Here is a 23,201-nt window from a genome sequence, read left to right on the forward strand (position 1 = left end):
TACGTTCCCGTCGACAAATCGGGACAAGCCCGCACTAAAGTACGGGCGTTCGACTGCCGATAGCGCCGTTCGCCTTCGAAGGCGCGGGGTCCGGTTCCGCGGGAACCGGACCCCGCGGACTCACTCGGCGGCGGCCGCGTCGCAGGCCTGGGCGCGCAGGGCGCGGGCCAGGTCGTCACGCGACTCCAGCACCAGGCGGCGCAGCGCCGGCGGAGCACTCTCGTGGGCCGCCAGCCAGGCGTCGGTGGCGTCCACCGTGGCCTGCGAGTCCTGCAGCGACGGGTACAGCCCCTTCACCACGTCCATGCCGATCTGGATCGACCGGTCCGCCCACACCCGCTCGATGACCTCGAAGTAGCGTCCCGCGTAGGGGGCCAGCAGCTCCCGCTGCGAGGACTGCTGCATGCCCGCGATCGTCGCCTCGGCCAGCGCGTTCGACAGCGCGTCCGATTCCACCACGGCCGCCCACGCCTGGTCCTTGACGGCCGCCGACGGCCGCGCCGCCAGGCACCGCACCTGGTGCCGCTTGCCCGACGCCGTGTCGTCGCGCGCGAGTTCCGCGGTCAGGGCGCCCTCGTCCACGGCGCCGTGCGCCGCCAGCGGCAGCAGGAAGTCCCAGCGCAGCTCCTGGTCGATCTCCAGCCCGTCGATCCGGGCCGAACCCTCCAGCAGCCCCAGCAGCAGCTGGAAGTCGCCCTCGCTCGCCGCGCTCGCCGCGAAGAACCGGGCCCACGTCAGCTGGGACTCCGAACCCGGGTCCGCGAGGCGCAGCTCGTGCAGCGCGACCGCCGACAGGGCCCGGTCGCCCTGCTCGCGCCACTCGGGCGCCGCGTAGTGGGTGACCGCGGACAGTGCCTGCGCGTGCAGCATCTGGAGCACGCCGACGTCGGTCTCCCGGCCCGCGTGGGCCATCACCAGCGAGACGAAGTCCCGGGCCGGCATCAGCCCGTCGCGGGTCAGGTTCCACAGCGCCGACCAGCACAGGGCCCGCGCGAGCGGGTCCGTCAGGTCGCCCAGGTGGGCCCGCAGGGTGGCCAGCGAGCCCTCGTCGAAGCGGATCTTGCAGTACGTGAGGTCCTCGTCGTTGACCAGGACCAGGTCGGGCCGTTCCCGCCCGGCCAGTTCGGCGACCGTGGTGCGCGCGCCCGCCACGTCGGCCTCGGCCCGCGCGTAGCGCACCAGCGCGCCGTCCTCGACCCGGTACAGGCCCACCGCGACCCGGTGGGGCCGGAGCTCCTCGCCCTCCTGGACCACGGCCAGCTCGGTGATCCGGCCGCCCGCGTCGTACGTCGCCACGGGGGTCAGCGCGTTCACGCCGGCCGTCTGCAGCCAGGCCCGCGACCACTCGGCCATGTCCCGCCCGGAGACCTCGGCGAGCACCGACAGCAGGTCGTCCAGGGTGGTGTTCCCGTACGCGTTCGCCTTGAAGTAGCGCCGCGCGCCCTCCAGGAACGCCTCCCGGCCCACGTAGGCGACGAGCTGCTTGAGGACCGCCGCGCCCTTGGCGTAGGTGATCCCGTCGAAGTTCAGCTTCGCGTCCTCCAGGTCACGGATGTCGGCCGTGATCGGGTGCGTGGACGGCAGCTGGTCGGCCCGGTAGGCCCACGCCTTGCGGTTGTTGGCGAAGGTGACCCAGGCCTGGTCGAAGCGGGTGGCCTCGACGAGCGCGAAGGAGCCCATGAAGTCCGCGAAGGACTCCTTGAGCCACAGGTCGTCCCACCACTTCATGGTGACGAGGTCGCCGAACCACATGTGCGCCATCTCGTGCAGGATGACGTTCGCGCGCCGCTCGTACGAGGCCTGCGTGACCTTGCCGCGGAAGATGTACTCCTCCCGGAAGGTCACCATCCCCGGGTTCTCCATCGCGCCCAGGTTGTACTCCGGCACGAAGGCCTGGTCGTACTTCCCGAAGGGGTACGGGTAGTCGAACAGCTCGTGGAAGAGGTCGAACCCCTGCTTCGTGACCAGGAAGACGTCGTCCGCGTCGAAGTGCTTCGCCAGCCCCTTGCGGCACATCGCACCGAGCGGGATCGTCAGGTCCCCGCGGGTGTAGGTGTCCGTCACGTAGTGGTAGGGGCCCGCCACCACACAGGTGATGTACGTGGAGATCGGGGCGGTCCGCGCGAACCGGCGGGTCTGCCCCTCGCGGGACTCCTCGGCGCCGTTGCTCCACACCTGCCAGCCTTCGGGCGCGGTGACCTCGAAGCGGTAGGGGGCCTTGAGGTCCGGCTGCTCGAAGTTGGCGTACACCCGCCGGGCGTCCGCCGGCTCGTACTGGGTGTAGAGGTAGACCTCGCCGTCCTCCGGGTCGACGAAGCGGTGCATGCCCTCGCCGGTCCGGCTGTACGCGCAGTTCGCGTCCACGACCAGGACGTTCTCGGCGGCCAGGCCGTCCAGCGCGATCCGCGAACCGTCGAAGACGGCGGCGGCGTCCAGCTCCGCGCCGTTCAGGGTCACGCTGTTCACCGAGGGGGCGATCAGGTCGGCGAACGTGGCGGTGCCGGGGGCGGCGGCCCGGAAGCGGATGGTCGTCACCGAGCGGAAGGTCCGGGGACCCTCGGCCGGTTCGGCCTCGTCCACCGCGGACCTCAGGTCCAGGACCACCTCGTACCCGTCGACGGACAGCAGCTCGGCCCGCTCGCGGGCCTCGTCACGGGACAGATTCTCTCCGGGCACGTGCACTCCTTCGTGCGTGATCGTGTTCTTCCGTCGAATCCTCGCATGAGGGGAATGCGGGCGGCCCCGGGCTGGTTGGCGAGGGGGAACATGACCAGAGACGCCTTATGTGACTTGAGGAGAGACATGGCCGACACGCAGGTGCGCGAGAAGACCCCGGTCGATTTCTGGTTCGACCCGCTCTGCCCCTGGGCCTGGATGACGTCCCGCTGGATGCTCGAGGTCGAGAAGGTCCGCGATGTCGAGGTCCGCTGGCACGTGATGAGCCTCGGCGTGCTCAACGAGAACAAGCTGGACGAGCTGCCCGAGTCCTACCGCAAGCTCCTCGGCCCCGAGGCCTGGATCCCGGTCCGCGTGGTCATAGCGGCGCAGCAGAAGCACGGCTCGGAGATCACCGGCAAGCTCTACACCGCGCTCGGCACCCGCATCCACAACGAGGGCCGCGGCAACACCCCCGAGGTGATCGCCGAGGCGCTGGCCGAGGTCGGCCTGCCCGTGGAGCTGGCCGCGTACGGCACCTCCGACGAGTACGACGAGGTGCTGCGCGCCTCGCACAACGACGGCATCGACCGGGTCGGCCAGGAGGTCGGCACCCCGGTGATCTCCGTCCCCGGTGACAACGGCAAGGACGTCGCCTTCTTCGGACCCGTCGTCACCCCGGCCCCGCGCGGCGAGGACGCCGCCCGGCTGTGGGACGGCACCCTCCTCGTCGCCTCCACCCCCGGCTTCTTCGAGATCAAGCGGACCCGCGACAAGGGCCCGTCCTTCGAGTAGCCCGCAGCCCTTCGAGCAGCCCGCGGCGAACGGCAGCACGGGAAGGCCCCCGCGAGTCACGTCCTCGCGGGGGCCTTCCTGTGGACACGCCCGCCGGTGAAGGTTGAGAAGACGATCACGAGGCGGACGGGCTGGTGGCGGCGATCAGCCCTTGGCCGGGATCAGCAGCGGGGTGTTCGCCTTGGCGTCGGCGTAGCGCTTGGCCACGTCCTGCCAGTTGACGACGTTCCACATCGCCTCGATGAAGTCCACCTTCTGGTTCTTGTACTGAAGGTAGAAGGCGTGCTCCCAGGCGTCGAACACGAGGACCGGCACGGAGGCCTGGCCGACGTTGCCCTGGTGGTCGTAGACCTGCTCGACGATCAGACGGCCGCTGATGGGCTCGTACGCGAGCACGCCCCAGCCGGAGCCCTGCGTGGCGGAGGACGCGAAGGTCAGCTGCTTCTTGAACTTGGCGAAGGAGCCGAAGGACTCGGTGATCGCGTCGGCCAGGTCGCCCAGGCCGTCGGCCGCGGTGGGCTCGCCGCCGCCCTCGCCGGTCTTGGGGCTGGCCATGTTGTGCCAGTAGATGCTGTGCAGGATGTGGCCGGAGAGGTGGAACGCGAGGTTCTTCTCCAGGCCGTTGAGGGCGCCCCAGTTCTCCTTCTCGCGCGCCTCCTCCAGCTGCTCCAGCGTGTTGTTGGCCCCCGCGACGTAGGCCGCGTGGTGCTTGTCGTGGTGCAGCTCGATGATCTGCGGGTTGATCACCGGCTCAAGCGCCGCGTAGTCGTAAGGAAGCTCAGGAAGCGTGTAGATGGCCATGCGTGTTATCCGGTCCCCTCGGCGTGCCAACTGCTTATTGCAATCAATGCGCAACTGCACGCTAGCAGTATCTATTCCGGCTCACACGTAAGGGTCACCTACGCAAAACGAAGGCGCGCCCCATGCCATCGCATGAGGCGCGCCCTGCGTCGCGGACCGGTCAGGCGCCGGATCCGTCCCCGCGCCCGGCGCGGCGCTGGCGTACGTACCCGGCCGCCGCGAGGGCCGCGGTCAGCCCGCCCGTGAAGATCACCTGGACCCGGGTGTCCTCGCCCATGACCATGAGCACCAGCACCCCGGCGACCCCGGCCAGCGCCACCCACGTCAGGTACGGGAAGCCCCACATCCGCACGACCAGCTTCTCGGGCGCCTCCCGCTCCAGCCGGCGGCGCAGCACGAACTGCGAGACGGCGATGAAGCCCCAGACGACGAGGATGACCCCGCCGACCATGTTCAGCAGCCAGGCGAACAGGGTGTCCGGGTACCAGTACGACAGCAGCACGGTGACGAAGCCGAAGCCGCAGGAGGCGAGCACCGCGCGGCGCGGGACGCCGCCGGATGCCTTGCCGAGCGCCCGGGGGCCCTGGCCGCGGGAGACCAGCGAGTAGGCCATGCGCGAGGAGCCGTAGATGTTGGCGTTCATCGCGGACAGCAGGGCGATCAGGATGACCACGTTCATGATCTCGCCGGCGGCGGGGATGCCCAGGTGGTCCAGCGTCGCGGCGTACGGGCCGTCCTCGGCCACCGCCGGGTCGTTCCACGGCAGCAGGGTCACGATGACCAGCATCGAGCCGACGTAGACGACCGCGATCCGCCACATGGTGGTCTTCACGGCCTTCGCCACGCCCTTGACCGGGTCCTGCGACTCGGCGGCGGCGATGGTCACCGTCTCCAGCCCGCCGTACGCGACCACGGACGCGAGCAGGCCGACCAGCAGCCCGTCCACCCCGTTGGGCAGGAAGCCGCCGTCGTGGACCAGGTTCCCGGCGCCGGGGGAGGAGGTGCCGGGCAGCAGGCCCATGACGGCCAGCACGCCCAGGCCCAGGAACAGCGCGATCGCGCCGATCTTGAGGGCGGCGAACCAGAACTCGAACTCGCCGAAGTTCGAGACGGCCGCCAGGTTGGTCCCGCAGAACAGCGCCATGAAGGCCAGCACCCACATCCACGAGGGCGTGCCCGGGAACCATCCCGTCATGATGTGCGCCGCGCCGATCGCCTCGATGGCCACGCCCACGCACAGCAGGGTCCAGAACATCCACCCCGCCGTGAAGCCGGCCCACGGGCCGATGGCCCGGTCGGCGTGCACGGAGAAGGAGCCGGAGGCGGGATTGGCGGCGGACATCTCGCCGAGCATCCGCATCACGAACATCACGAGCAGCCCGGACGCGGCGTACGCGACCACGATGGAGGGGCCCGCGGCGGCGATGCCGGCCCCGGAGCCCACGAAGAGGCCGGCGCCGATGACCCCGCCGAGGGCGATCATCGAGAGGTGGCGCTGCTTGAGGCCGTTGCCGAGGGGCGAGGACCCCGGGTCGCTCGGCGTCGCCGGCGGCGACTGCCGGCCGGGCTGGGTCTGGGTGCTCTGGCTCATGGGGGTGATGCCTTGTCCGGTGTGCGGTGGGACGGAACGAGGTGCTCCAGTCTGCCCAGCGTCCGGTAATCGGACGTCGGTCGTCCAGCATCCGGACGCCCGCCTCACCGGGCGTGATCACTCCCGCGCACAAGCGGCACGGGCCCGGGACCGAAGTCCCGGGCCCGTGCCGCACACCATCCGTCCGCGTCCCCGCCTGCGGGGGCTCAGGACCGGCGGGCCCTGACCTCCCGGACCCCCGCCACGACCAGCACCGCGGCGGCCGCGCCCGAGGACCACAGCAGCTGCGGCCGGGCCGAGTCGTCGAACAGCATCAGGACCAGCACCACGGCCATCCCGATCAGCGCCGCCCACGTCAGGTACGGGAAGCACCACATCCGCAGCGTCAGCCGCTCCGGCATCTCCCGCTCCAGGACGCGCCGCAGCTTCAGCTGCGAGACCGCGATCAGCGCCCATACGAACAGCAGGACCGCGCCGACCGCGTTGAGCATGTAGAGGAAGACCGTGTCCGGCCACAGCAGGTTCAGCACCACCGAGACGAACCCGAAGGCCACCGACGCGAACACCGCCCGGCGCGGCACCCCGCCCGGGGAGACCTTCAGCAGCGCCTGGGGCGCCTCGCCCCGCTCGGCCAGCGAGAACACCATGCGCGAGGACCCGTACAGGTTGGCGTTGAGCGCGGAGAGCAGCGCCACGAACACCACGATGTTCATGATCTGGCCCGCCGCCGGGATGCCGATGGAGTCCAGGACGGCCACGTACGGGCTCTGGCCGGGCTCCAGCGAGTCCCACGGCAGCAGGGTCACGATGACCACCATCGAGCCGACGTAGAAGAAGAGGATGCGCCACACCGCGCTGCGCACCGCGCGGGCCACCGAGCGGGCCGGGTCGTCGGACTCGGCGGCCGCGATGGTGACGACCTCCAGGCCGCCGAAGGCGAACACCACGGCCAGCATGCCGGCGACCACCCCGCCCATGCCCTCGGGGAAGAAGCCTCCGTGGCCGCTCAGGTTGGCCGCGCCGACGGGGTCCGTGTCCGGCAGCCAGCCGAAGATCGCCAGGGTGCCCAGGATCAGGAAGAGGACGATCGCGCCGACCTTGAGGGCGGCGAACCAGAACTCGAACTCGCCGAAGTTCTTCACGGCGGCCAGGTTGGTGACGGTGAAGACCACCATGAAGATCAGCACCCAGACCCACTGGTCGACCGAGGGCACCCAGCCGTTCGCGATCTTCGCGGCGCCGGTCGCCTCCACGGCGAGCACCACGACCAGCAGGAACCAGTAGAGCCAGCCCGCCGAGAAGCCGGCCCAGCGGCCCAGCGCCTTCTCCGCGTACACGGAGAACGAGCCGGACGCGGGCATCGCGGCGGACATCTCGCCGAGCATCCGCATCACCAGCATCGCGAGCACACCCGCGAGCAGGTACGAGCAGATGATCGCGGGGCCGGCGATGCCGATGCCGGCGCCGGAGCCCACGAAGAGCCCGGCACCGATCACGCCGCCGAGGCCCAGCATCGTCAGGTGGCGCTGTTTGAGGCTGTGGCTCAGGGGTTCGGGGGGCAGCTCGCCCGTGCGGGAGAGCGGTTCGGGCTGGAGGTCGCGCATGAGGGGTGCTCGTACTCTCGTTCGGCCATGCGGCGGTGGGGGCTCCGCAGAGGATTGGAGGGACCCTACAGTCTCCCTGGAGGGTGCCCATCAGTGCAAAAAGGGCGTGCTGTTGGATCTGGCTCGTGATGCGGATCACTGCAACTCGGATGGCGTAGGGGTCCTTTGTGAACTCCCCACCAAACCGCGCAGTACGGCTTTGTCCCGGGCGGCGGTGGGTCGGCGCCGCGCCCCGGGCTAACGTCGGTGATCGTCCTGTCGACCACCCCCCTTTCCGGAGCCCCCGATGAGCACTGCTTCCGTATCCTTCCGGCCCGGCGCCGTCCTCGCCGACCTGCTGCCCGTCGGCCGGGTCCGCGACATCGCGCTCGTCGTCGGCGGCGCCGCGCTGACGGGCATCGCCGCGCAGGTGGCCGTCCCCGTCCCCGGCTCCCCGGTCCCGGTCACCGGCCAGACCTTCGCCGCCCTGCTCGTCGGCACCGCCTTCGGGGCCCGCCGCGGGTTCCTCTCGCTCGCCCTGTACGCGCTCGTCGGCATGGCCGGCGTGCCGTGGTTCGCGGACGGCACCTCCGGCGCGGGCGGCGCCTCGTTCGGCTACGTGCTCGGGATGCTGCTGGCCGCCACCGTCGTCGGCGCCCTCGCGCGGCGCGGCGCCGACCGCTCGGCGCCGCGTACGGCGGGCACGATGGTGCTCGGCTCGGCGCTCGTCTACGCCGTCGGCGTCCCGTACCTCGCGCTGTCGACCGGGATGTCCTTCGGCGCGGCCGTGGCGGCGGGCCTGACCCCGTTCCTGCTCGGCGACGCGCTCAAGGCCGCGCTGGCCGTGGGCGCCCTGCCGGCCGCCTGGAAGCTGGCCGGCCGCCGCGGCTGAGCCCGTACGCCCCTCCTGTACAGCAGCCCCCGGACCGCGAGCGGTGGTCCGGGGGCTGCTGCCGTTCACGGGCGGGTACGTACTCAGACGCGTGCGGCGGCCTTGCGGCGGATGTCGCGCACCACGCCGATGATCAGGACCACGGCCGCCACCAGCAGCGACAGCATCACGGTCTTGCGGTTGCCCTCGTCGTAGACCATGTAGGCCAGGACGAAGGTGATCATCGCGGCGGTGGCCCAGGTCAGGTACGGGAAGAGCCACATCTTGACCGTGAGCTTCTCCGGGGCCTCGCGCACCAGGATCTTGCGCATCCGCAGCTGGGTCAGGCAGATGACCAGCCACACGAAGAGCGCGATGGCACCCGAGGAGTTCAGCAGGAAGTCGAAGACGGTGTCCTTGTAGGCGTAGTTGAAGTAGACGGCGACGAAGCCGAAGACCACGGAGCCCAGGATGGCGGCCGTCGGGACGCCCCGCTTGCTGACCTTCGCGAAGGCCTTGGGCGCGTCGCCGCGCTCACCCAGCGAGAACGCCATGCGGGAGGCGGTGTACAGGCCCGAGTTCAGGCAGGACAGCACGGCCGTCAGGACGATCACGTTCATGATCTGGCCGGCGTGCGCGATGCCGATGGAGTCCAGGGCGGCGACGTACGAGCCCTTCTTGACGATCGACGCGTCGTTCCACGGCAGCAGGGTGAGCACGATGAAGATTGAGCCCAGGTAGAAGACGCCGATGCGCCAGATCACCGAGTTGGTGGCCTTGGTGACCGCGCGCCGCGGGTCCTCGGACTCGCCGGCGGCCAGGGTGACGATCTCGCTGCCCATGAAGGAGAAGACGACCATCAGCACACCGGTGAGGATGGAGCCCCAGCCGTTGGGCATGAACCCGCCGGCGTCGGTGAGGTGGGCGAAGCCCGCGCCCGGGTTGTCCGAGCCCGGCAGCACGCCGAAGACGGCGAGCATGCCGACGACCACGAAGGCGCCGATGGCGACGACCTTGATGCCCGCGAACCAGAACTCGAACTCGCCGTACGAGGCGACCGAGCCGAGGTTGGTGACCGTGAGGACCGCCATCACGATGAGCGCCCAGGCCCACTGCGGGACGGCCGGGATCCAGCCCTCCAGGATCGACGCGCCCGCGGTGGCCTCCACGGCCAGGACGACCACCCAGAAGAACCAGTACAGCCAGCCGATGGAGAAGCCGGCCCAGCGGCCGAGCGCACGGTCGGCGTAAGCGGAGAAGGAGCCCGAGTTGGGGCTCGCGGCGGCCATCTCGCCGAGCATCCGCATCACGAAGACGACCATGGCGCCGACGAGTGCGTACGAGACGAGGATGGCGGGGCCGGCCTTGGCGATGCCACCGCCGGAGCCGACGAAGAGGCCGGCGCCGATGACGCCGCCGATGGCGATCATGGACAGGTGGCGGTTCTTGAGACCGGCCTTCAGACCTTCTGAGGACTGGGCAGACCCGGGTTCACCGGAAGAGTCGCCTGTCTTCTGCAGGGTCGTCGTGGAGCTCATGGACGGATCCTTAGGTTCTCGGGTTGCGAGCCCCGGCATTCAAACCTGAGATGAACGCAGGGCGGAAGACCTCAATCCGGATCGTTGCGTTGGGACGAACGTCCAGGACCTCGGTCCTGCCGTGTCCCATCTGCGTTCTTTGGGTTTACTTGAGCTTTAGAAGTGACTTACGCGACACCTGCTGCGGGCCCCCGAGCCCTCACATGCCACACTCGACCCATGCGCGTGTATCTCGGATCCGACCATGCCGGCTTTGAGCTCAAGAACCACCTCGTGGACTGGCTCAAGGACAACGGCCACGAGCCCGTCGACTGCGGGCCCCACATCTACGACGCGGTGGACGACTACCCGCCGTTCTGCCTGCGCGCCGCGGAGAAGACCGCCGCGGACGCCGACGGCCTCGGCATCGTGATCGGCGGCTCCGGCAACGGCGAGCAGATCGCCGCGAACAAGGTCAAGGGCGTCCGCGCGATCCTCGCGTGGAGCGTCGAGACCGCCAAGCTCGGCCGTGAGCACAACAACGCCAACGTCATCTCCGTCGGCGGCCGGATGCACACCCAGGACGAGGCCGTGAGCTTCATCGAGGCCTTCCTCGCGACCCCGTACTCGGGCGAGGAGCGCCACACCCGCCGCATCGACATGCTCTCGGCCTACGAGCAGACCGGTGAGCTCCCCCCGATCCCGGCCCACCACCCGCAGGACCAGTAGGACCCACCGGTGCCGCCGGACCCGCGTCCGGCGGCACCGGCACGTCCGGCCCCAGAGCAGGAGAAGCCGCCGTGCCCGAAGGGCATACGATCCACCGCCTCGCCCAGGACCACACCGAGCGCTTCGCCGGCCGGACCGTACGGGTGAGCAGCCCCCAGGGCCGCTTCGCCGAGAGCGCCGCCCTGCTCGACGGGCGCGAGCTGGAGGGCGCCGAGGCACACGGCAAGCACCTCTTCCTGGAGCTGGGCGACGCCTGGATCCACATCCACCTCGGCCTCTTCGGCAAGCTCGGCTTCGGCCCCGCCCCGGCCCCGCCCGCCGCCGACACCGTCCGGTTGCGCCTGCTGAACGAGGACCACTGGGCCGACCTGCGCGGTCCCACCGCCTGCGCGCTGATCGGCGAGGGCGAGAAGAAGGCGGTCCACGACCGCCTGGGCCCCGACCCGCTGCGTCCGGCCGACGACCCGGACCGCGCCTGGCGGCGGATCTCCCGCTCCCGCACCACCGTCGCCGCGCTGCTCATGGACCAGAAGGTGATCGCGGGCGTCGGCAACGTCTACCGCGCCGAGGTCCTCTTCCGCCACGGGATCGACCCGTACCGGCTCGGCAAGGACCTGACCCGCCGCGAGTGGGACGCGATCTGGGCCGACCTGGTCCTGCTCATGCGCGAGGGCGTACGGAACAACCGCATCGACACCGTCCGCGCCGAACACCTGCCCGAGGCCATGGGCCGCCCGCCCAGGGTGGACGACCACGGGGGCGAGGTGTACGTCTACCGGAGGGCGAACATGGCCTGCCACATCTGCGGGGGCGAGATCCGCACCGCCGGTCTCGCCGCCCGCAACCTCTTCTGGTGCCCGGCCTGCCAGCAGCGCTAGGAGAGCCCGGTTCCGCTCCTGCTAGAACCCGTGCGGCAGCCAGGGGGCCACGTCCCCCGCGAAGGCGCGCGAAGCCTGCGTCAGGGCTCCCGGGCGCAGCTCGCGGACCCGCCCGGCGGCGGCCAGCGCGCTCAGCGTGATCCCGCCCAGGTAGGCCGAGCCGAGCTCGCGGACGGAGAGCTCCAGTCCGGCCGGCTCGGCGGTCCGCACGCACGCCGCCGCGCCCGACCCGTCGGAGGTCAGCCGCCACCGCCCCTCGTTCCACGGGCAGAACGCGTCCTCCACCTCCAGGACCACGTCCAGCGGGCCCGCGTACGCCCGCGCCTCCAGCGCCCCCGGCAGGTCGACGAGCCGCACGTACAGCGCGTCGCGCGGGGTGGGCCGCGACCGCCGGATGTCGCTGACCAGGTGCAGCACCGGATCGTCCGCCGGGCGCTTGGAGGCCCGTACGGAACAGGTCAGGTCGAGCTCGAACAGGTAGCGCCACAGCGCGGCCGTCGTGGCCGGGTCCAGCGCGTCGAGGTCGGCCAGCTCGACCGAGCCCTGCGCGCCGGTCAGGTCCCAGTCGGCCCTGACCCGGTAGCGGGCGTACCCGGCGATCTGGCCGTCCGGCCGCTCCGCGACCACGCACTTCAGCGGGGACATCCCGTCCCGCCTGCTCTCCGGGTCCAGTACGGCCTGCCGCTCCCAGCCCGCCTGCCGGGCGAGCATCCCGGGCCGCCGGGGGACGAGCGCGGCGTACACCTGCTCGCAGTCGGGCAGCGCCTTCTCCGGGTCCACGAGGCGCAGCCGGACCTCGTCCGTCCCCGGCGGCACGGAAAGCCGTACCCGGGCGGTGTCGATGTCCACGCTCAGGCTGTACGTCCCGGTGCCGTAGCCGAACCGGCCGTAGATCGCCGGCTCCGAGGCCGTCAGCACGGCGAGCGGTTCACCACCCGCCCGGATGTCATCCAATTGGCGGCGCATCATCGAGGTCAGCACCCCGCGCCTGCGGTGGGTCGGGGCCACACCGACCATGGTCACCCCCGCCGCGGGCACCAGTGCGCCGCCCGGGACGGAAAGCCGGAAGCTGAAGGCGCCGGACGAGCCGACGCAGGTCCCCCCGTCCCAGACGCCCAGCGAACGCGGCAGCTCCGTCAGGGACTTGTAGAGTTCCCGCTGCGCGGACAATTCGGGCACACCGCCGAACGCCAGTTCCAGGTTGTCGTACCAGGAATCCCACTCATCAGCCTTCAACACGCGCGTCTCAAGAGCCATATGACCATCCTTACCAGGGCATTCCCTCCCAGGCGAAATGATTTCGACCGCCGATCGCCCTCAGGTCCGGGGGTACCCCTGCGCACGCACAGCCAGGATGGATAAGGTCCCGAAGCAATGGCCGGAGCACGTGTGGAGACGCTCATGGCCCGGACGCGCATGCTGTCGCACCGGGCCCGCACCGCCCTGCGCAAATCCGCCGTCGACTACTTCCGCGGCGACGCCTCCGACTGGCTCGCCTTCGCCGGGCTGCTCCTGAGCGTGCCCGCGATCGCCTGCGGCACGCTCATGATGCCGGTCTGGTTCTCCCCGGCGGCACTGGTCCTGCCCATCGTGGCGGGCGGCCTGCTGCTGCGGCCCGCCAGCCTCCTCGCCCTGTACGCGGCCTCCGCCGCGGCCCTGATCGTCGAAGCCCTCGTGCTCGGCCCCTACACCCTGGGCCCGGCCCGGGTCACCCCCGGCACCGTGCTCGTGGTGGCGGCCTGCGGGTTCTTCGGCCTGGTCATCGCCCAGTTCCGCAGCCGCGTCGGCGTGCCCTGGCGGCGCGGCGGCACCATGCTGTTCGACCTGCGCGAACGGATCCGCGTCCAGAGCAAACTGCCCTCCCTGCCGGCCGGCTGGCACCGCGAGATGGCCCTGCGCCCCGCCGGCGGCCAGTCCTTCTCCGGCGACTTCGTCGTCGCCGCGCGCACCAACGGCGGCCGCACCCTGGAGATCGTCCTGACCGACGTCTCCGGCAAGGGCATGGAGGCCGGCTCGCGCGCCCTGCTGCTGTCCGGGGCCTTCGGCGGCCTGCTGGGTGCGCTCCCGCCGCACGGCTTCCTGCCCGCCGCCAACGGTTACCTGCTCCGCCAGGACTGGGAGGAGGGCTTCGCCACCTCCATCCACCTCGTCCTCGACCTGGAGACCGGCGACTACGAACTGCTCTCCGCGGGCCATCTCCCGGCCCTCCAGCTCTCGGCCGGCACCGGCCGCTGGCAGGAGGTCTCCGGCGAGGGCCCGCTGCTCGGCGTCTACGACGGAGCCGAATTCGAGCCCGCCCGCGGCAACCTCCGGCGCGGTGACGTCCTGATGCTCTTCACCGACGGCCTCGTCGAGACCGCCGACCGCGACATCAGCGAGGGAATGGACCGCCTCACCGGCGAAGCCGACCGCTACGTCGCCGCCGGCTGGGAGGGCGCGGCCTGGCACCTGATCGAGAAGGTCGCCAAGGACGTCAACGACGACCGCGCCCTGCTGCTGATCCGCCGCTCCATGTGAGCCGGTGGCGGGTGAGCCGGTGGTGGGGTTTACCCCACCACCGGTCCGCCAGGTTCCGCCATGGCCCGCGCCCCGCCCCGCTCCGTAGCGTCGAAGACACGATCAGCACGTGATCGGCGGACACGGAAGACGGGCACACCATGGGGATCCTGCGGAGGAAGCGGCGCGAGGAGCAGCGGCCGACGGCCTACGGGACGGCGGGCGAAAGCGCGTACGGCACGGCGCACGACGGTACGTACGCCGGGCCGTCCGACGGCGTCCACGGGACGCGCGGCGGCGCGGCGTACGACGCACCGCCCTCGCCGGGCGACGCCCCGCACGCCGGCGCGCACCCCGCCCCGGCCGCCGTCGAACTGCGCGGCGTACGCCGCCGGTACGGGCGCGGCCCCGGCGCCGTGCACGCCCTGCGCGGCATCGACCTCAGCCTCCCGCGCGGCAGCTTCACCGCCGTCATGGGCCCCTCCGGCTCCGGCAAGTCCACGTTCCTCCAGTGCGCCGCCGGGCTCGACCTGCCCACCGAGGGCTCCGTCCGCCTCGGCGGCACCGAGATCACCGGCATGAACGAGAACCAGCTGACCGAGCTGCGCCGCAGCCGCCTCGGCTTCGTCTTCCAGGCCTTCAACCTGCTGCCCTCCCTCACCGTCGAGCAGAACGTCCTGCTCCCGATGCGCCTCGCCGGCGGGCGCCAGGACCGGGCCCGCGCCGCCGACCTGCTCGCCCGCGTCGGCCTGGAGGGCAAGGGCCGGCGCCGCCCCGCCGAGCTCTCCGGCGGCCAGCAGCAGCGCGTCGCCATCGCCCGGGCCCTCGTCACGCGCCCCGACGTGGTCTTCGCCGACGAGCCCACCGGCGCCCTCGACACCACCACCGCCGCCGAGGTCCTCGGCCTGCTGCGCTCCGCCGTCGACTCCCTCGGAGCCACCGTCGTCATGGTCACCCACGACCCCGTCGCCGCCACCCACGCCGACCAGGTGCTCTTCCTCGCCGACGGGCTCATCGCGGACCGGCTGCCGCGCAGCTCCGCCGCCACCGTCGCCGCCCGGATGTCCGCCCTCACCGCAGCCCCGGTGCTCACGGGAGCAGCCGCCTGATGTTCACCCCGAACGGCCTGGCCCGCGCCGCCCTGCGGCTGCGGCCCGCCGCCTTCGCCGGCACCTTCGTCGCCCTCCTCATGACCGTCGCCATCGTCTCCGCCTGCGGGATCCTCCTGGAGAGCGGACTGCGGGCGAGCGTCCCTCCCACCCGCTACGCCGGGGCCCCCGTCGTCATCGCCGCCGACCAGCAGGTCCGCCTGCGAGTGGGCAGCGGCGAGGGGGCCTACGAGGCCTCGGCCGGCGTTCCCGAGCGGGCCAGGGTCGACGCGGCCCTGCTGGAGCGGCTGGCCCCGCTGGGCCGGGCCGTGCCCGACGTGGTGTTCCCCGTACGGGACGACGCGGGCGCCACCGTCGACGCGTACGGCTGGGGCTCCACCGCCTTCACCGGTACGAAGCTCAGCGCGGGCCGTGCTCCGGCGGGCCCCGGCGAGGTCGTCCTGGGCGCCGCAGGACCGGACCGCGTACGGCTGGACACCCCGGCCGGGCAGCGGGAGTTCCGGGTCGTCGGGCGCACCGAGCGGCCCGGGGCCTGGTTCTCGGACGCCGAGGCGCGCGCCCTGTCCGGGCACCCCGACGCGCTGGACGCCATCGTGCTCCTCGGTGCCGGTGCCGGTGCCGGTGCCGCTACCGACCCCGGTACCGATGCCACCGCCGCGGCCGCCCGCGCGGCCGTCGACGGCCGCGCCCGGGTGCTGACCGGCTCCGCCCGCGTCATGGACCCCCAGCTGGAGGGCGCCAAGCAGCTGCTGGCCGGACTCGGAGGCTCCTTCGGCGGCACGGCCACCCTCGTCGCCGTGTTCACCGCCGCCGGTACCGTCGCCCTCTCCGTGGGCCAGCGCTCCCGCGAGTTCGCCCTGCTGCGCGCCGTCGGAGCCACCCCCCGCCAGATCCGGCGCACCGTCGCCACCGAAGCCCTGCTCGTCGCACCGGCCGCCGGGGTGCTGGGCTGCGTACCCGGCATCGCCCTGGCCTCCTGGTGGTTCGGGCAGCTCAAGGCCAAGGGGGCGATCCCTGCCCCCGTCGAGCTCGCCGTCTCGTGGATCCCGCTGGCCTCCGCCATCGGCATCGGGCTCGTCACCGCCCTGGTCGCCGGCTGGTCCGCCGCCCGCCGGCCCGCCAGGATCCGGCCCGGCCAGGCCCTCGCCGCGGCCGCCGTGGAACGCCTGCGCCCCGGGTGGATCCGTACCCCCCTGGGCCTCGCCGCCCTGGCCGGCGGCGCCGTCTGCGCGGGCCTGGCCGCCAACGCCACGGGGGAGGACGCCGCCAACGCCGCCCTCGGCGTGGTCATGCTCTTCATGCTCGCCGTCGCCCTGCTCGGCCCGCTCGTCGCCCGCGCCTGCGCGGCCGTCCTCGGCCTCCCGCTGCGCGCCGCCGGTCCGGCCGGCTCACTGGCCGCCGCCAACTCCCGTACCAACGCCCGCCGACTGGCCTCCGCGATCACCCCGATCGTGCTCGCCATGGCCTTCTCCTCGACCCTGGTCTTCCTGCACACCAGCCAGGACCGGGCCACCCGCCAGCAGCAGGAGGCGGGTCTGCTCGCCGACCACGTCGTCACCGACCCACGGGCCACCGAGGGCGGGGTCGCGCTCACCCGGACCTCCGTCCTGGCCGTGCTCGGTTCCGGCGGCGGCCGCCACTTCGAAACCGCCTCCGCCCAGGGCGTCACCGGAGACCTCGCCTCCGTCCAGGACCTGGGCGTCCGCGCCGGTTCCCTCGCGAACCTGCGGCCCGGCACGGTCGCGGTCGACCGCACCCTCGCCGATTCCGCCGAGGCCTCCGTCGGAGACCGCATCGACCTGCGGCTGCCCGACGGCGCCGCGGCCCGTCCCGAGATCGTCGCCGTCTACACCCGCGGCCTCGGCCTCGGCCAGGTCACCCTCCCGGCCGCCGACCTGGCCGGACACACCACGGCCGGCCGCCCCACGGAACTCCTGATCCGCGGACCCGTCCCGGCGGGCGCCGGCCCGGCCGTACCGGCTTCGGCGTGGACCTCCGCCGAGGACCTCGGCCGGGCACTCAACGCCTGGGCGAACACCACCATGGCGGCCGTCCTCGGCGGCTTCGCGGCCGTGGCCGCCGCCAACACCCTGGTGATGACCGTCCTCGACCGCCGACACGAACTGCGGATGCTCCGGCTGGTCGGCTCCACCCGCCGCCAGGTGCTGCGGATGCTCCGCTGGGAGGCCCTGCTGATCACCGGCGCGGGCATCGGACTCGGCTCGGCCATCGCGCTGGCCACGCTGGTCCCGCTGACCAACGTCCTCACCGGCGCGGACCCGTACATCCCGCCCCTGCTCTACGGGTCCTTCGCGGCCGCCGCCCTCGCCCTGGGGCTGGCCGCGACGACCCTCCCGGCGCGCCTCCTCACCGCCCGGCCGTCATCCCCGGCCTGAGAGCCGCCCGAGCCCCCCGGTCGGCCGATCGAAGCCTCGAGGACCGCCCGGGGCACGCCCGGCCGGGGAAGCCCGGCCCATCACCCACCCGTCCACCGCGGCCCCGGCCGCGCCGGTGACCAGGTTGCGCCCCAGCCCCCCACCGCCGCGGCCCGCCCCGGCCGGAGCCCGACCGACGGCCACCTCCACCGGACGCCGCTGCTCGCCCAGGACCCAGAGCCCCGGACAGCCCCCCGGTACGACCGGCTCCGCGCCGCAGTCGACCAGCCGGCCGTCCGCGACGCCATCCGGCCTCGTCGGGCCGGCACCGGGCCACATGCGGCCTCGCCCGGCCTGCACCCGGCCATATTCAGCCTCGCCGGCGTTTGGGGCGCGGGGTCTGGGGCGGAGCCCCAGGAAGCCCGGCGCAGCCGGGGCCGCTCGCGCGACGGCGCCGCACCCGGCAACCCCCGGCCCGGGGGCCAGGCCCGGGGCCGGACCTGGGCCAATCACCCCCGATTGGCCCGTCCCCCGCGCCGCCGGACGGCCTACCGTGCCCCCATGGACCGCACGCTCGCCGCCGACCTCGCCGCCCTGCCCGACCTCCTCGACGCCACCCGCCGCGCAGCCGCCGAGGCCCTCGCCACCCTGGACACACGTCCCGTCGTACCGCCCACCGCGGACCGGCCCACCGCGGACCGGCCCCCCGGCGACGGGACCCCCGACCCCCTCCCCACCCACGGCACCGGCACGGCCGCCGCCCTCGCCGCCTTCCAGCACCGCTGGGCACCGCGCCTGTCGGCCTCCGCCGGCCCCCGCTACCTCGGCTTCGTCACCGGCGGAGCCACCCCCGCCGCCCTCGCCGGGGACTGGCTGACCGCCGCCCACGACCAGAACTCCAACTCCGCCCTCGACGGCGCCGGCCAAGCCCTCGAATGCGAGACCGTCACCTGGCTGCGCGACCTCTTCCACCTCACCCCCGCCCACACCGGCACCTTCGTCAGCGGCGCCACCATGTCCAACACCACCGGCCTCGCCATCGCCCGCGAATGGCTCGGAGAGCAGCGCGGAATCTCCGTCTCCGAAGACGGCGCCGCCGCCCTCGGCCCCGTCAGGGTCCTCTCCGGCGCCCCGCACTCCTCCATCGCCAAGGCCCTCTCCGTCCTCGGCCTCGGCCGCAGCGCCCTGGTTCCCGTCCCCACCCTCCCCGGCCGCGAGGCGGTGGACCCCGCCGCCCTCGACCGGGCCCTCGCGGACACCCCCGGCCCGGCCGTCGTCGTCGCCAACGCCGGCACCGTCAACACCGTCGACTTCGACGACCTCACCGCCATCGCGGCCCTGCGCGACCGCCACACCTTCTGGCTGCACACCGACGCGGCCTTCGGCGCCTTCGCCGCCCTCTCCCCGGAACACGCCCACCTCACCGACGGCCTCGACGCCTCGGACTCCGTCTGCGTCGACCTGCACAAATGGCTGAACGTCCCCTACGACAGCGCCGTCCAGTTCACCCGTCGCCGCGATCTGCAGGCCCGCGTCTTCCAGAACGCCGCCGCCTACCTCGGCCCGCTCGGCGAGCACCCCGACCTGGTCCACCTCACCCCGGAGAACTCCCACCGGCTGCGCGCCCTCGCCGCGTGGTTCACCCTCCGCGCGTACGGCCGAGAAGGCCACCGGGAGATCGTCGAGCGCGACATCGCCTGCGCCCGCTCCCTCGGCGCCGAACTCGACGCGGACCCGGCCTTCACGGTCCTCGCCCCGGTCCGCCTCAACGTCGTCTGCTTCACCCTCGCCGAGGCCCCCACCCAGGCCCGTCTGACCGCCCTGCGCGAGGCGGTCCAGCCGGAGGTCTTCGTCACGCCCACCGTCTACGCGGGAACCCCGGCCCTGCGCGCCGCGTTCTCCAACTGGCGTACCACGCAGGCGGATGTGCGCCGAGCCGCGCAGGCTCTCCGTACGGCAGCAAGGGAGCTCACATGACGGACCGCGCCCTGACTCTCCTCGAGGTCGAGGCCCTCGCCCGCAGGGCGCACGAGGGCCAGACCGACAAGGCCGGCCGGCCGTATGCCGAGCACCTCGCGGCCGTGGCCGAAGGGGTCCGCCTGCGCGGCGGCACGCCCGAACAGCAGGCGGCGGCCTGGCTCCACGACTCGATCGAGGACGACGCCCTGACCGCGGCCTGGCTCGAATCGGCCGCTCTGCCCGCCCCGGTGAAGGCCATGGTGCTGGCCCTCACCAAGATCCCGGGCGAGCCGGTCGAGCAGTACGCGGCCCGCATCCTCGCCACCCCCGGCGCCCTCCTGGTCAAGGAGGCGGACCTGGCGCACAACGCCGACCCCGTACGCCTGTCCGTACTCGACGCCCCCACCCGCGACCGGCTGTCCGCGAAGTACGCCTATGTCCGCTCCCTTCTCGGCCTCACGGCCCCGTGACACGGCAATCGCGCCCCGAAATATGCCTCCCGCACGTCGGGTCGGCGTGAAAGAAGCCGCGGCGATTCGTCACGAGACGGATAGCCAGGCCCCGTTGGTGGGAGGATGGTGCATGTGGGGGCGTGGGCCCCAGGCCGACCAGGGGACGACCGAAGGTGTGATCAGTAGTGGCCATTTCGCTGTCAGTGGTGGTTCTGTTGGCGGTCATCCTGGTGGTGCTGATCCGCGGCAACCACATCAAGGCCGGCCCCGCGATCGTCGCGGTCCTCTTCGGCTTCTTCCTGGCGTCCAGCTCCATCGCCCCGGACGTCAACCGCTTCCTGAACTCCCTCGCGGACACCATCGCCGGCATCAAGCTCTAGGGGGCACGCCCCCGGCTCTCGGGGAACCTCACGAGCGGGCCCGGGCCGACCTCGGGACGGGCGACCCCTTCCGCCCGGCGTAGACCGGCGGGGAAGCGGGCAGGCGCGCGGCTCGGGGCACCCCCCGATCGGACGGCTGTTTGCTTGACAGGACCGCAGGGCTGGGAACGAGACTCATACGATGCCTCCTCATGGGCGTCCTGCCGTCCGCACCGTGTCAGGGGCCAACCTCATCGGTGCGGGCGGTACTTGGCTGCCCTGCCAGGTTCCCCAGTCGCGGCCTTCGTGAAGTCAGCAAAAAGCTGACGGTTCTCCGTCATGCTGACCGCTATGGGGAACTCCTTCGAAGCGAACATGCGCGAGCTGTTGGTTCTGAGGTCCAGCACGGCACTGGGGGTCGCCAGCTCCCTCGCCGGACTGGCCGATCCCACCTCGGAGATCGCCAACTCTCCTGCCGCGTGCGCCAAGCTCAGGAACGAGATGTCGGCCCTCGAAGCGCAGACCTGCGCCGTCCTGCGCCAGGGCGGGGTGTCATGGGACGCGCTGGCCGGCTTCTACGGGGTGACCAAGCAATCACTCCACCGCAGACTGGCCGGCCGGGTGGACCAGGCGGTCGCGCTGGCCCACGACTACTCCGCATCGCACGAGCAGGACCTGCACATGCGGCTCTCGTTCCTCGCCGGAGCCCATCGCAGGCTGCAGGGCGGCCTGGAACCCAAGCTGGACACCTCGGCCGAGCTCTGGGGCAGGCGGCGCAAGGAAGCCGGCTGGTGGTGGAAGCCCGCCCCGGAATGACCGGGGAACCCCCGGAATGACCGGGGAACCCCCGGAACGCATCAGGGCCAGGTCGAGGAAACATCCTCTGACCTGGCCCTGAGCCATCAAGAGCGGGTGACGGGAATCGAACCCGCGTAGCTAGTTTGGAAGACTAGGGCTCTACCATTGAGCTACACCCGCAACGCTCGCGCCGCAGGTCCGGGGACCGTGGCACGAACAGCATCCTAGCGGGTCGGGGGAGGGGATCGCACACCCCTTTCCGTGCCCGCGCCGTGTCCGCGGTCACGCGCGCGCCCGGCTCCGCGGGAAACGCGCGTGTCGGAGGGTCTCCGGGCATGTACCCTACGTGTCGCACCGACGGGGTGTGGCGCAGCTTGGTAGCGCGTCCGCTTTGGGAGCGGAAGGTCGTCGGTTCGAATCCGGCCACCCCGACCATCACCAGCCGCGCCTTCACGAAGATCGCGTTGTGGGCTGATTGCCGCTTGCGGTTACTATGCAAGCTGCGTGCCCGTGTGTCTGATGCCGGGCCGAATCCGCTGAACCGCTGAATCGCAGCGCGACGGCAGAACCCCCAGCAGTCAGCCACAAGGAGACCGAACCGTGAAGAGCGCCGTGGAGACCCTGAACCCGACTCGGGTTCGGCTCACTGTTGAGGTGCCCTTCGAGGAGCTCAAGGACAGCCTCGACGCGGCCTACAAGAAGATCAACCAGCAGGTCACGGTGAAGGGCTTCCGCAAGGGCAAGATCCCGGCCCGCGTCATCGACCAGCGCTTCGGCCGCGGTGCGGTGCTGGAGGAGGCCGTCAACGACGCCCTCCCGAAGTTCTACACCGAGGCCGTCAACGAGGCCGACCTGAACCCGCTGGGCCAGCCCGAGGTCGACATCACGGAGCTGAAGGACGGCGAGCTGCTGGCCTTCACCGCCGAGGTCGACGTCCGCCCCGAGATCGAGATCCCGGACTACGCGGGCATCGAGGTCGAGGTCGACGCCATCGAGGTCTCCGACGAGGACGTCGAGGAGTCGGTCGAGCAGCTGCGCGGCCGCTTCGCGTCCACCAAGGACGTCGAGCGCGCCGCCCAGGACGGCGACGTCGTCACCATCGACCTTGAGGCCAAGGTCGACGGCGAGGTGCTCGAGGACGGCGTCGCTCAGGACGTCTCCTACACCATCGGCTCGGGCGAGCTTCTCGAAGGCATCGACGAGGCCGTCAAGGGCCTGGAGGCCGGTGGCGAAGCCACCTTCACCTCCCAGCTGAAGGGCGGCTCCGCCGAGGGCAAGGACGCCGAGGTCACCGTCAAGGTCACCAAGGTCTCCGCCAAGGAGCTCCCGGAGCTGGACGACGAGTTCGCCCAGATGGCGAGCGAGTTCGACACCCTCGAAGAGCTCAAGGCGGACAGCCGCAAGCGCCTCGAGAACATGAAGCAGTACGACCAGGCCACCCAGGCCCAGGAGCGCGTCCTGGAGAAGTTCCTGGAGCTCGCGGAGATCCCGGTCCCCGAGAAGCTGCTCGCGGACGAGGTCCAGACCCGCAAGCACAACCTGGAGCACCACCAGCTCGGCCAGATGGGTCTGACCATCGAGAAGTTCCTGGAGATCCAGGGCAAGACGGTCGAGGAGTTCGAGGCCGAGACCGCCGAGCAGGCCGTCAAGGGCATCAAGACCCAGTTCCTGCTGGACGCCCTGGTCAACAAGGAGAAGCTGGGCGTCAACCAGGAGGAGCTCACCGAGCACCTCATGCGCCGCGCGCAGTCCTCCGGCATGTCCCCCGACCAGTTCGCCCAGGCGGTCGTCGAGGGCGGCCAGGTCCCGATGCTGGTCGGCGAGGTCGCTCGCGGCAAGGCCCTCGCGGTCGTCGTCGAGAAGGCCAAGGTCACCGACACCAACGGTGAGGTCGTCGACCTGTCCGACGAGGACGAGGACGAGACCACCGAGACCGTCGAGGCCGTCGAGGGTGACGCCGCCGAGGCCGAGGCCGACGAGGCCAAGTAACACCCCGGGCGGCGCCCCGCGCGCAGCCCTGAGCCAAGTCCCGGAGGGCCCGGACGCAGTCGCGTCCGGGCCCTCCGGCACGTCCCGCCGAAGGGCCCCGGACCTTGCGCTCCGAGCGAACAGTTCGGGAAGCGGGATGGCGTTGTCCTACCTGCGCGTTAGGGTCCATGAATACGAGGGCACGGGAGTACCCGAAGCCGGCGGACATCGTCCGTACCGGTTGGTCCGCGCCCCAGAACGAGAC

General features: G+C 72.0%; 18 protein-coding genes and 2 tRNA genes. 13 read left to right on the forward strand and 7 right to left on the reverse strand.

All coding sequences use genetic code 11. The annotated features are described in order from the left end of the window. Window positions 1-120: 120 nt before the first annotated feature. Window positions 121-2,676 carry an aminopeptidase N gene (pepN, locus tag ACZ4TG_RS12445; RefSeq protein ID WP_468161913.1) on the reverse strand — a complete coding sequence of 852 codons (2,556 nt, stop codon included), beginning with the start codon at window positions 2,674-2,676 and terminating at the stop codon, window positions 121-123. Window positions 2,677-2,802: 126 nt separating this feature from the next. On the opposite strand from pepN, the gene ACZ4TG_RS12450 reads away from it, so the two are divergent. Next, a complete protein-coding gene (locus tag ACZ4TG_RS12450; RefSeq protein ID WP_468161914.1) occupies window positions 2,803-3,450 on the forward strand; it encodes a mycothiol-dependent nitroreductase Rv2466c family protein in 648 nt (215 codons plus the stop codon). Between the two features lie 144 nt (window positions 3,451-3,594). On the opposite strand, the gene ACZ4TG_RS12455 is transcribed toward ACZ4TG_RS12450, so the two are convergent. The 3 genes from ACZ4TG_RS12455 to ACZ4TG_RS12465 form a co-directional block, all read right to left on the reverse strand. Continuing rightward, window positions 3,595-4,251 (reverse strand): superoxide dismutase, encoded by a 657-nt coding sequence (locus ACZ4TG_RS12455; protein WP_468161915.1) that lies wholly within the window; start codon window positions 4,249-4,251, stop codon window positions 3,595-3,597. Between the two features lie 160 nt (window positions 4,252-4,411). Then, window positions 4,412-5,842, reverse strand: a complete 1,431-nt coding sequence (locus ACZ4TG_RS12460) for an amino acid permease (RefSeq protein ID WP_468161916.1) — start codon at window positions 5,840-5,842, stop codon at window positions 4,412-4,414. Between the two features lie 206 nt (window positions 5,843-6,048). Beyond that, entirely contained in the window at window positions 6,049-7,446 is a 1,398-nt protein-coding gene (locus ACZ4TG_RS12465; RefSeq protein WP_468161917.1) for an amino acid permease, read from the reverse strand. A 286-nt stretch (window positions 7,447-7,732) separates the two neighbouring features. On the opposite strand from ACZ4TG_RS12465, the gene ACZ4TG_RS12470 reads away from it, so the two are divergent. Next, window positions 7,733-8,317: a biotin transporter BioY gene (locus tag ACZ4TG_RS12470; protein WP_468161918.1), complete on the forward strand. Its 585-nt coding sequence runs from the start codon at window positions 7,733-7,735 to the stop codon at window positions 8,315-8,317. 83 nt (window positions 8,318-8,400) lie between these two features. Here the strand turns inward: ACZ4TG_RS12470 and ACZ4TG_RS12475 are convergent, their stop codons facing one another. Next, a complete protein-coding gene (locus ACZ4TG_RS12475) occupies window positions 8,401-9,834 on the reverse strand; it encodes an amino acid permease (RefSeq protein WP_468161919.1) in 1,434 nt (477 codons plus the stop codon). A 219-nt stretch (window positions 9,835-10,053) separates the two neighbouring features. On the opposite strand from ACZ4TG_RS12475, the gene ACZ4TG_RS12480 reads away from it, so the two are divergent. Both ACZ4TG_RS12480 and ACZ4TG_RS12485 read left to right on the forward strand, forming a co-directional pair. After that, on the forward strand, window positions 10,054-10,542 hold the full coding sequence (locus ACZ4TG_RS12480; protein WP_468161920.1) for a ribose-5-phosphate isomerase: 489 nt from the start codon (window positions 10,054-10,056) through the stop codon (window positions 10,540-10,542). Window positions 10,543-10,613: 71 nt separating this feature from the next. After that, window positions 10,614-11,420, forward strand: coding sequence for an Fpg/Nei family DNA glycosylase (locus tag ACZ4TG_RS12485; RefSeq protein WP_468161921.1), 807 nt, complete (start codon window positions 10,614-10,616; stop codon window positions 11,418-11,420). Between the two features lie 21 nt (window positions 11,421-11,441). Here ACZ4TG_RS12485 and ACZ4TG_RS12490 read toward each other — a convergent pair whose 3' ends face one another. Beyond that, a complete protein-coding gene (locus ACZ4TG_RS12490) occupies window positions 11,442-12,677 on the reverse strand; it encodes a GNAT family N-acetyltransferase (RefSeq protein ID WP_468161922.1) in 1,236 nt (411 codons plus the stop codon). Window positions 12,678-12,794: 117 nt separating this feature from the next. Between ACZ4TG_RS12490 and ACZ4TG_RS12495 the strand changes: the two genes are divergently transcribed. The 7 genes from ACZ4TG_RS12495 to ACZ4TG_RS12525 all read left to right on the forward strand — a co-directional run bounded on the left by ACZ4TG_RS12495 (window position 12,795) and on the right by ACZ4TG_RS12525 (window position 20,986). After that, complete coding sequence (locus tag ACZ4TG_RS12495) at window positions 12,795-13,937, forward strand: SpoIIE family protein phosphatase (RefSeq protein ID WP_468161923.1); 1,143 nt, start codon at window positions 12,795-12,797, stop codon at window positions 13,935-13,937. A 140-nt stretch (window positions 13,938-14,077) separates the two neighbouring features. Continuing rightward, window positions 14,078-15,025 carry an ABC transporter ATP-binding protein gene (locus ACZ4TG_RS12500; protein ID WP_468161925.1) on the forward strand — a complete coding sequence of 316 codons (948 nt, stop codon included), beginning with the start codon at window positions 14,078-14,080 and terminating at the stop codon, window positions 15,023-15,025. After that, window positions 15,025-17,421, forward strand: coding sequence for an FtsX-like permease family protein (locus ACZ4TG_RS12505; protein WP_468161926.1), 2,397 nt, complete (start codon window positions 15,025-15,027; stop codon window positions 17,419-17,421). The genes ACZ4TG_RS12500 and ACZ4TG_RS12505 overlap by 1 nt, the downstream gene beginning before the upstream one ends. A 540-nt stretch (window positions 17,422-17,961) precedes the next feature. After that, window positions 17,962-19,377 (forward strand): pyridoxal phosphate-dependent decarboxylase family protein, encoded by a 1,416-nt coding sequence (locus tag ACZ4TG_RS12510; RefSeq protein WP_468161927.1) that lies wholly within the window; start codon window positions 17,962-17,964, stop codon window positions 19,375-19,377. Beyond that, complete coding sequence (locus tag ACZ4TG_RS12515; RefSeq protein WP_468161928.1) at window positions 19,374-19,829, forward strand: HD domain-containing protein; 456 nt, start codon at window positions 19,374-19,376, stop codon at window positions 19,827-19,829. The genes ACZ4TG_RS12510 and ACZ4TG_RS12515 overlap by 4 nt, the downstream gene beginning before the upstream one ends. A 167-nt stretch (window positions 19,830-19,996) precedes the next feature. Next, a complete protein-coding gene (locus tag ACZ4TG_RS12520; protein ID WP_030159386.1) occupies window positions 19,997-20,191 on the forward strand; it encodes a hypothetical protein in 195 nt (64 codons plus the stop codon). Between the two features lie 330 nt (window positions 20,192-20,521). Continuing rightward, window positions 20,522-20,986, forward strand: coding sequence for a hypothetical protein (locus ACZ4TG_RS12525; protein ID WP_468161929.1), 465 nt, complete (start codon window positions 20,522-20,524; stop codon window positions 20,984-20,986). A 91-nt stretch (window positions 20,987-21,077) separates the two neighbouring features. On the opposite strand, the gene ACZ4TG_RS12530 is transcribed toward ACZ4TG_RS12525, so the two are convergent. Beyond that, window positions 21,078-21,148, reverse strand: a tRNA-Gly gene (locus ACZ4TG_RS12530). Window positions 21,149-21,326: 178 nt separating this feature from the next. Here ACZ4TG_RS12530 and ACZ4TG_RS12535 point away from each other — a divergent pair. Beyond that, window positions 21,327-21,403: transfer RNA gene (locus ACZ4TG_RS12535), tRNA-Pro, on the forward strand. A 165-nt stretch (window positions 21,404-21,568) separates the two neighbouring features. After that, entirely contained in the window at window positions 21,569-22,957 is a 1,389-nt protein-coding gene (gene tig, locus ACZ4TG_RS12540) for a trigger factor (RefSeq protein WP_468161930.1), read from the forward strand. Window positions 22,958-23,201 lie beyond the last annotated feature (244 nt).

The sequence above is a fragment of the Streptomyces sp. NPDC028314 genome, assembly GCF_055565795.1.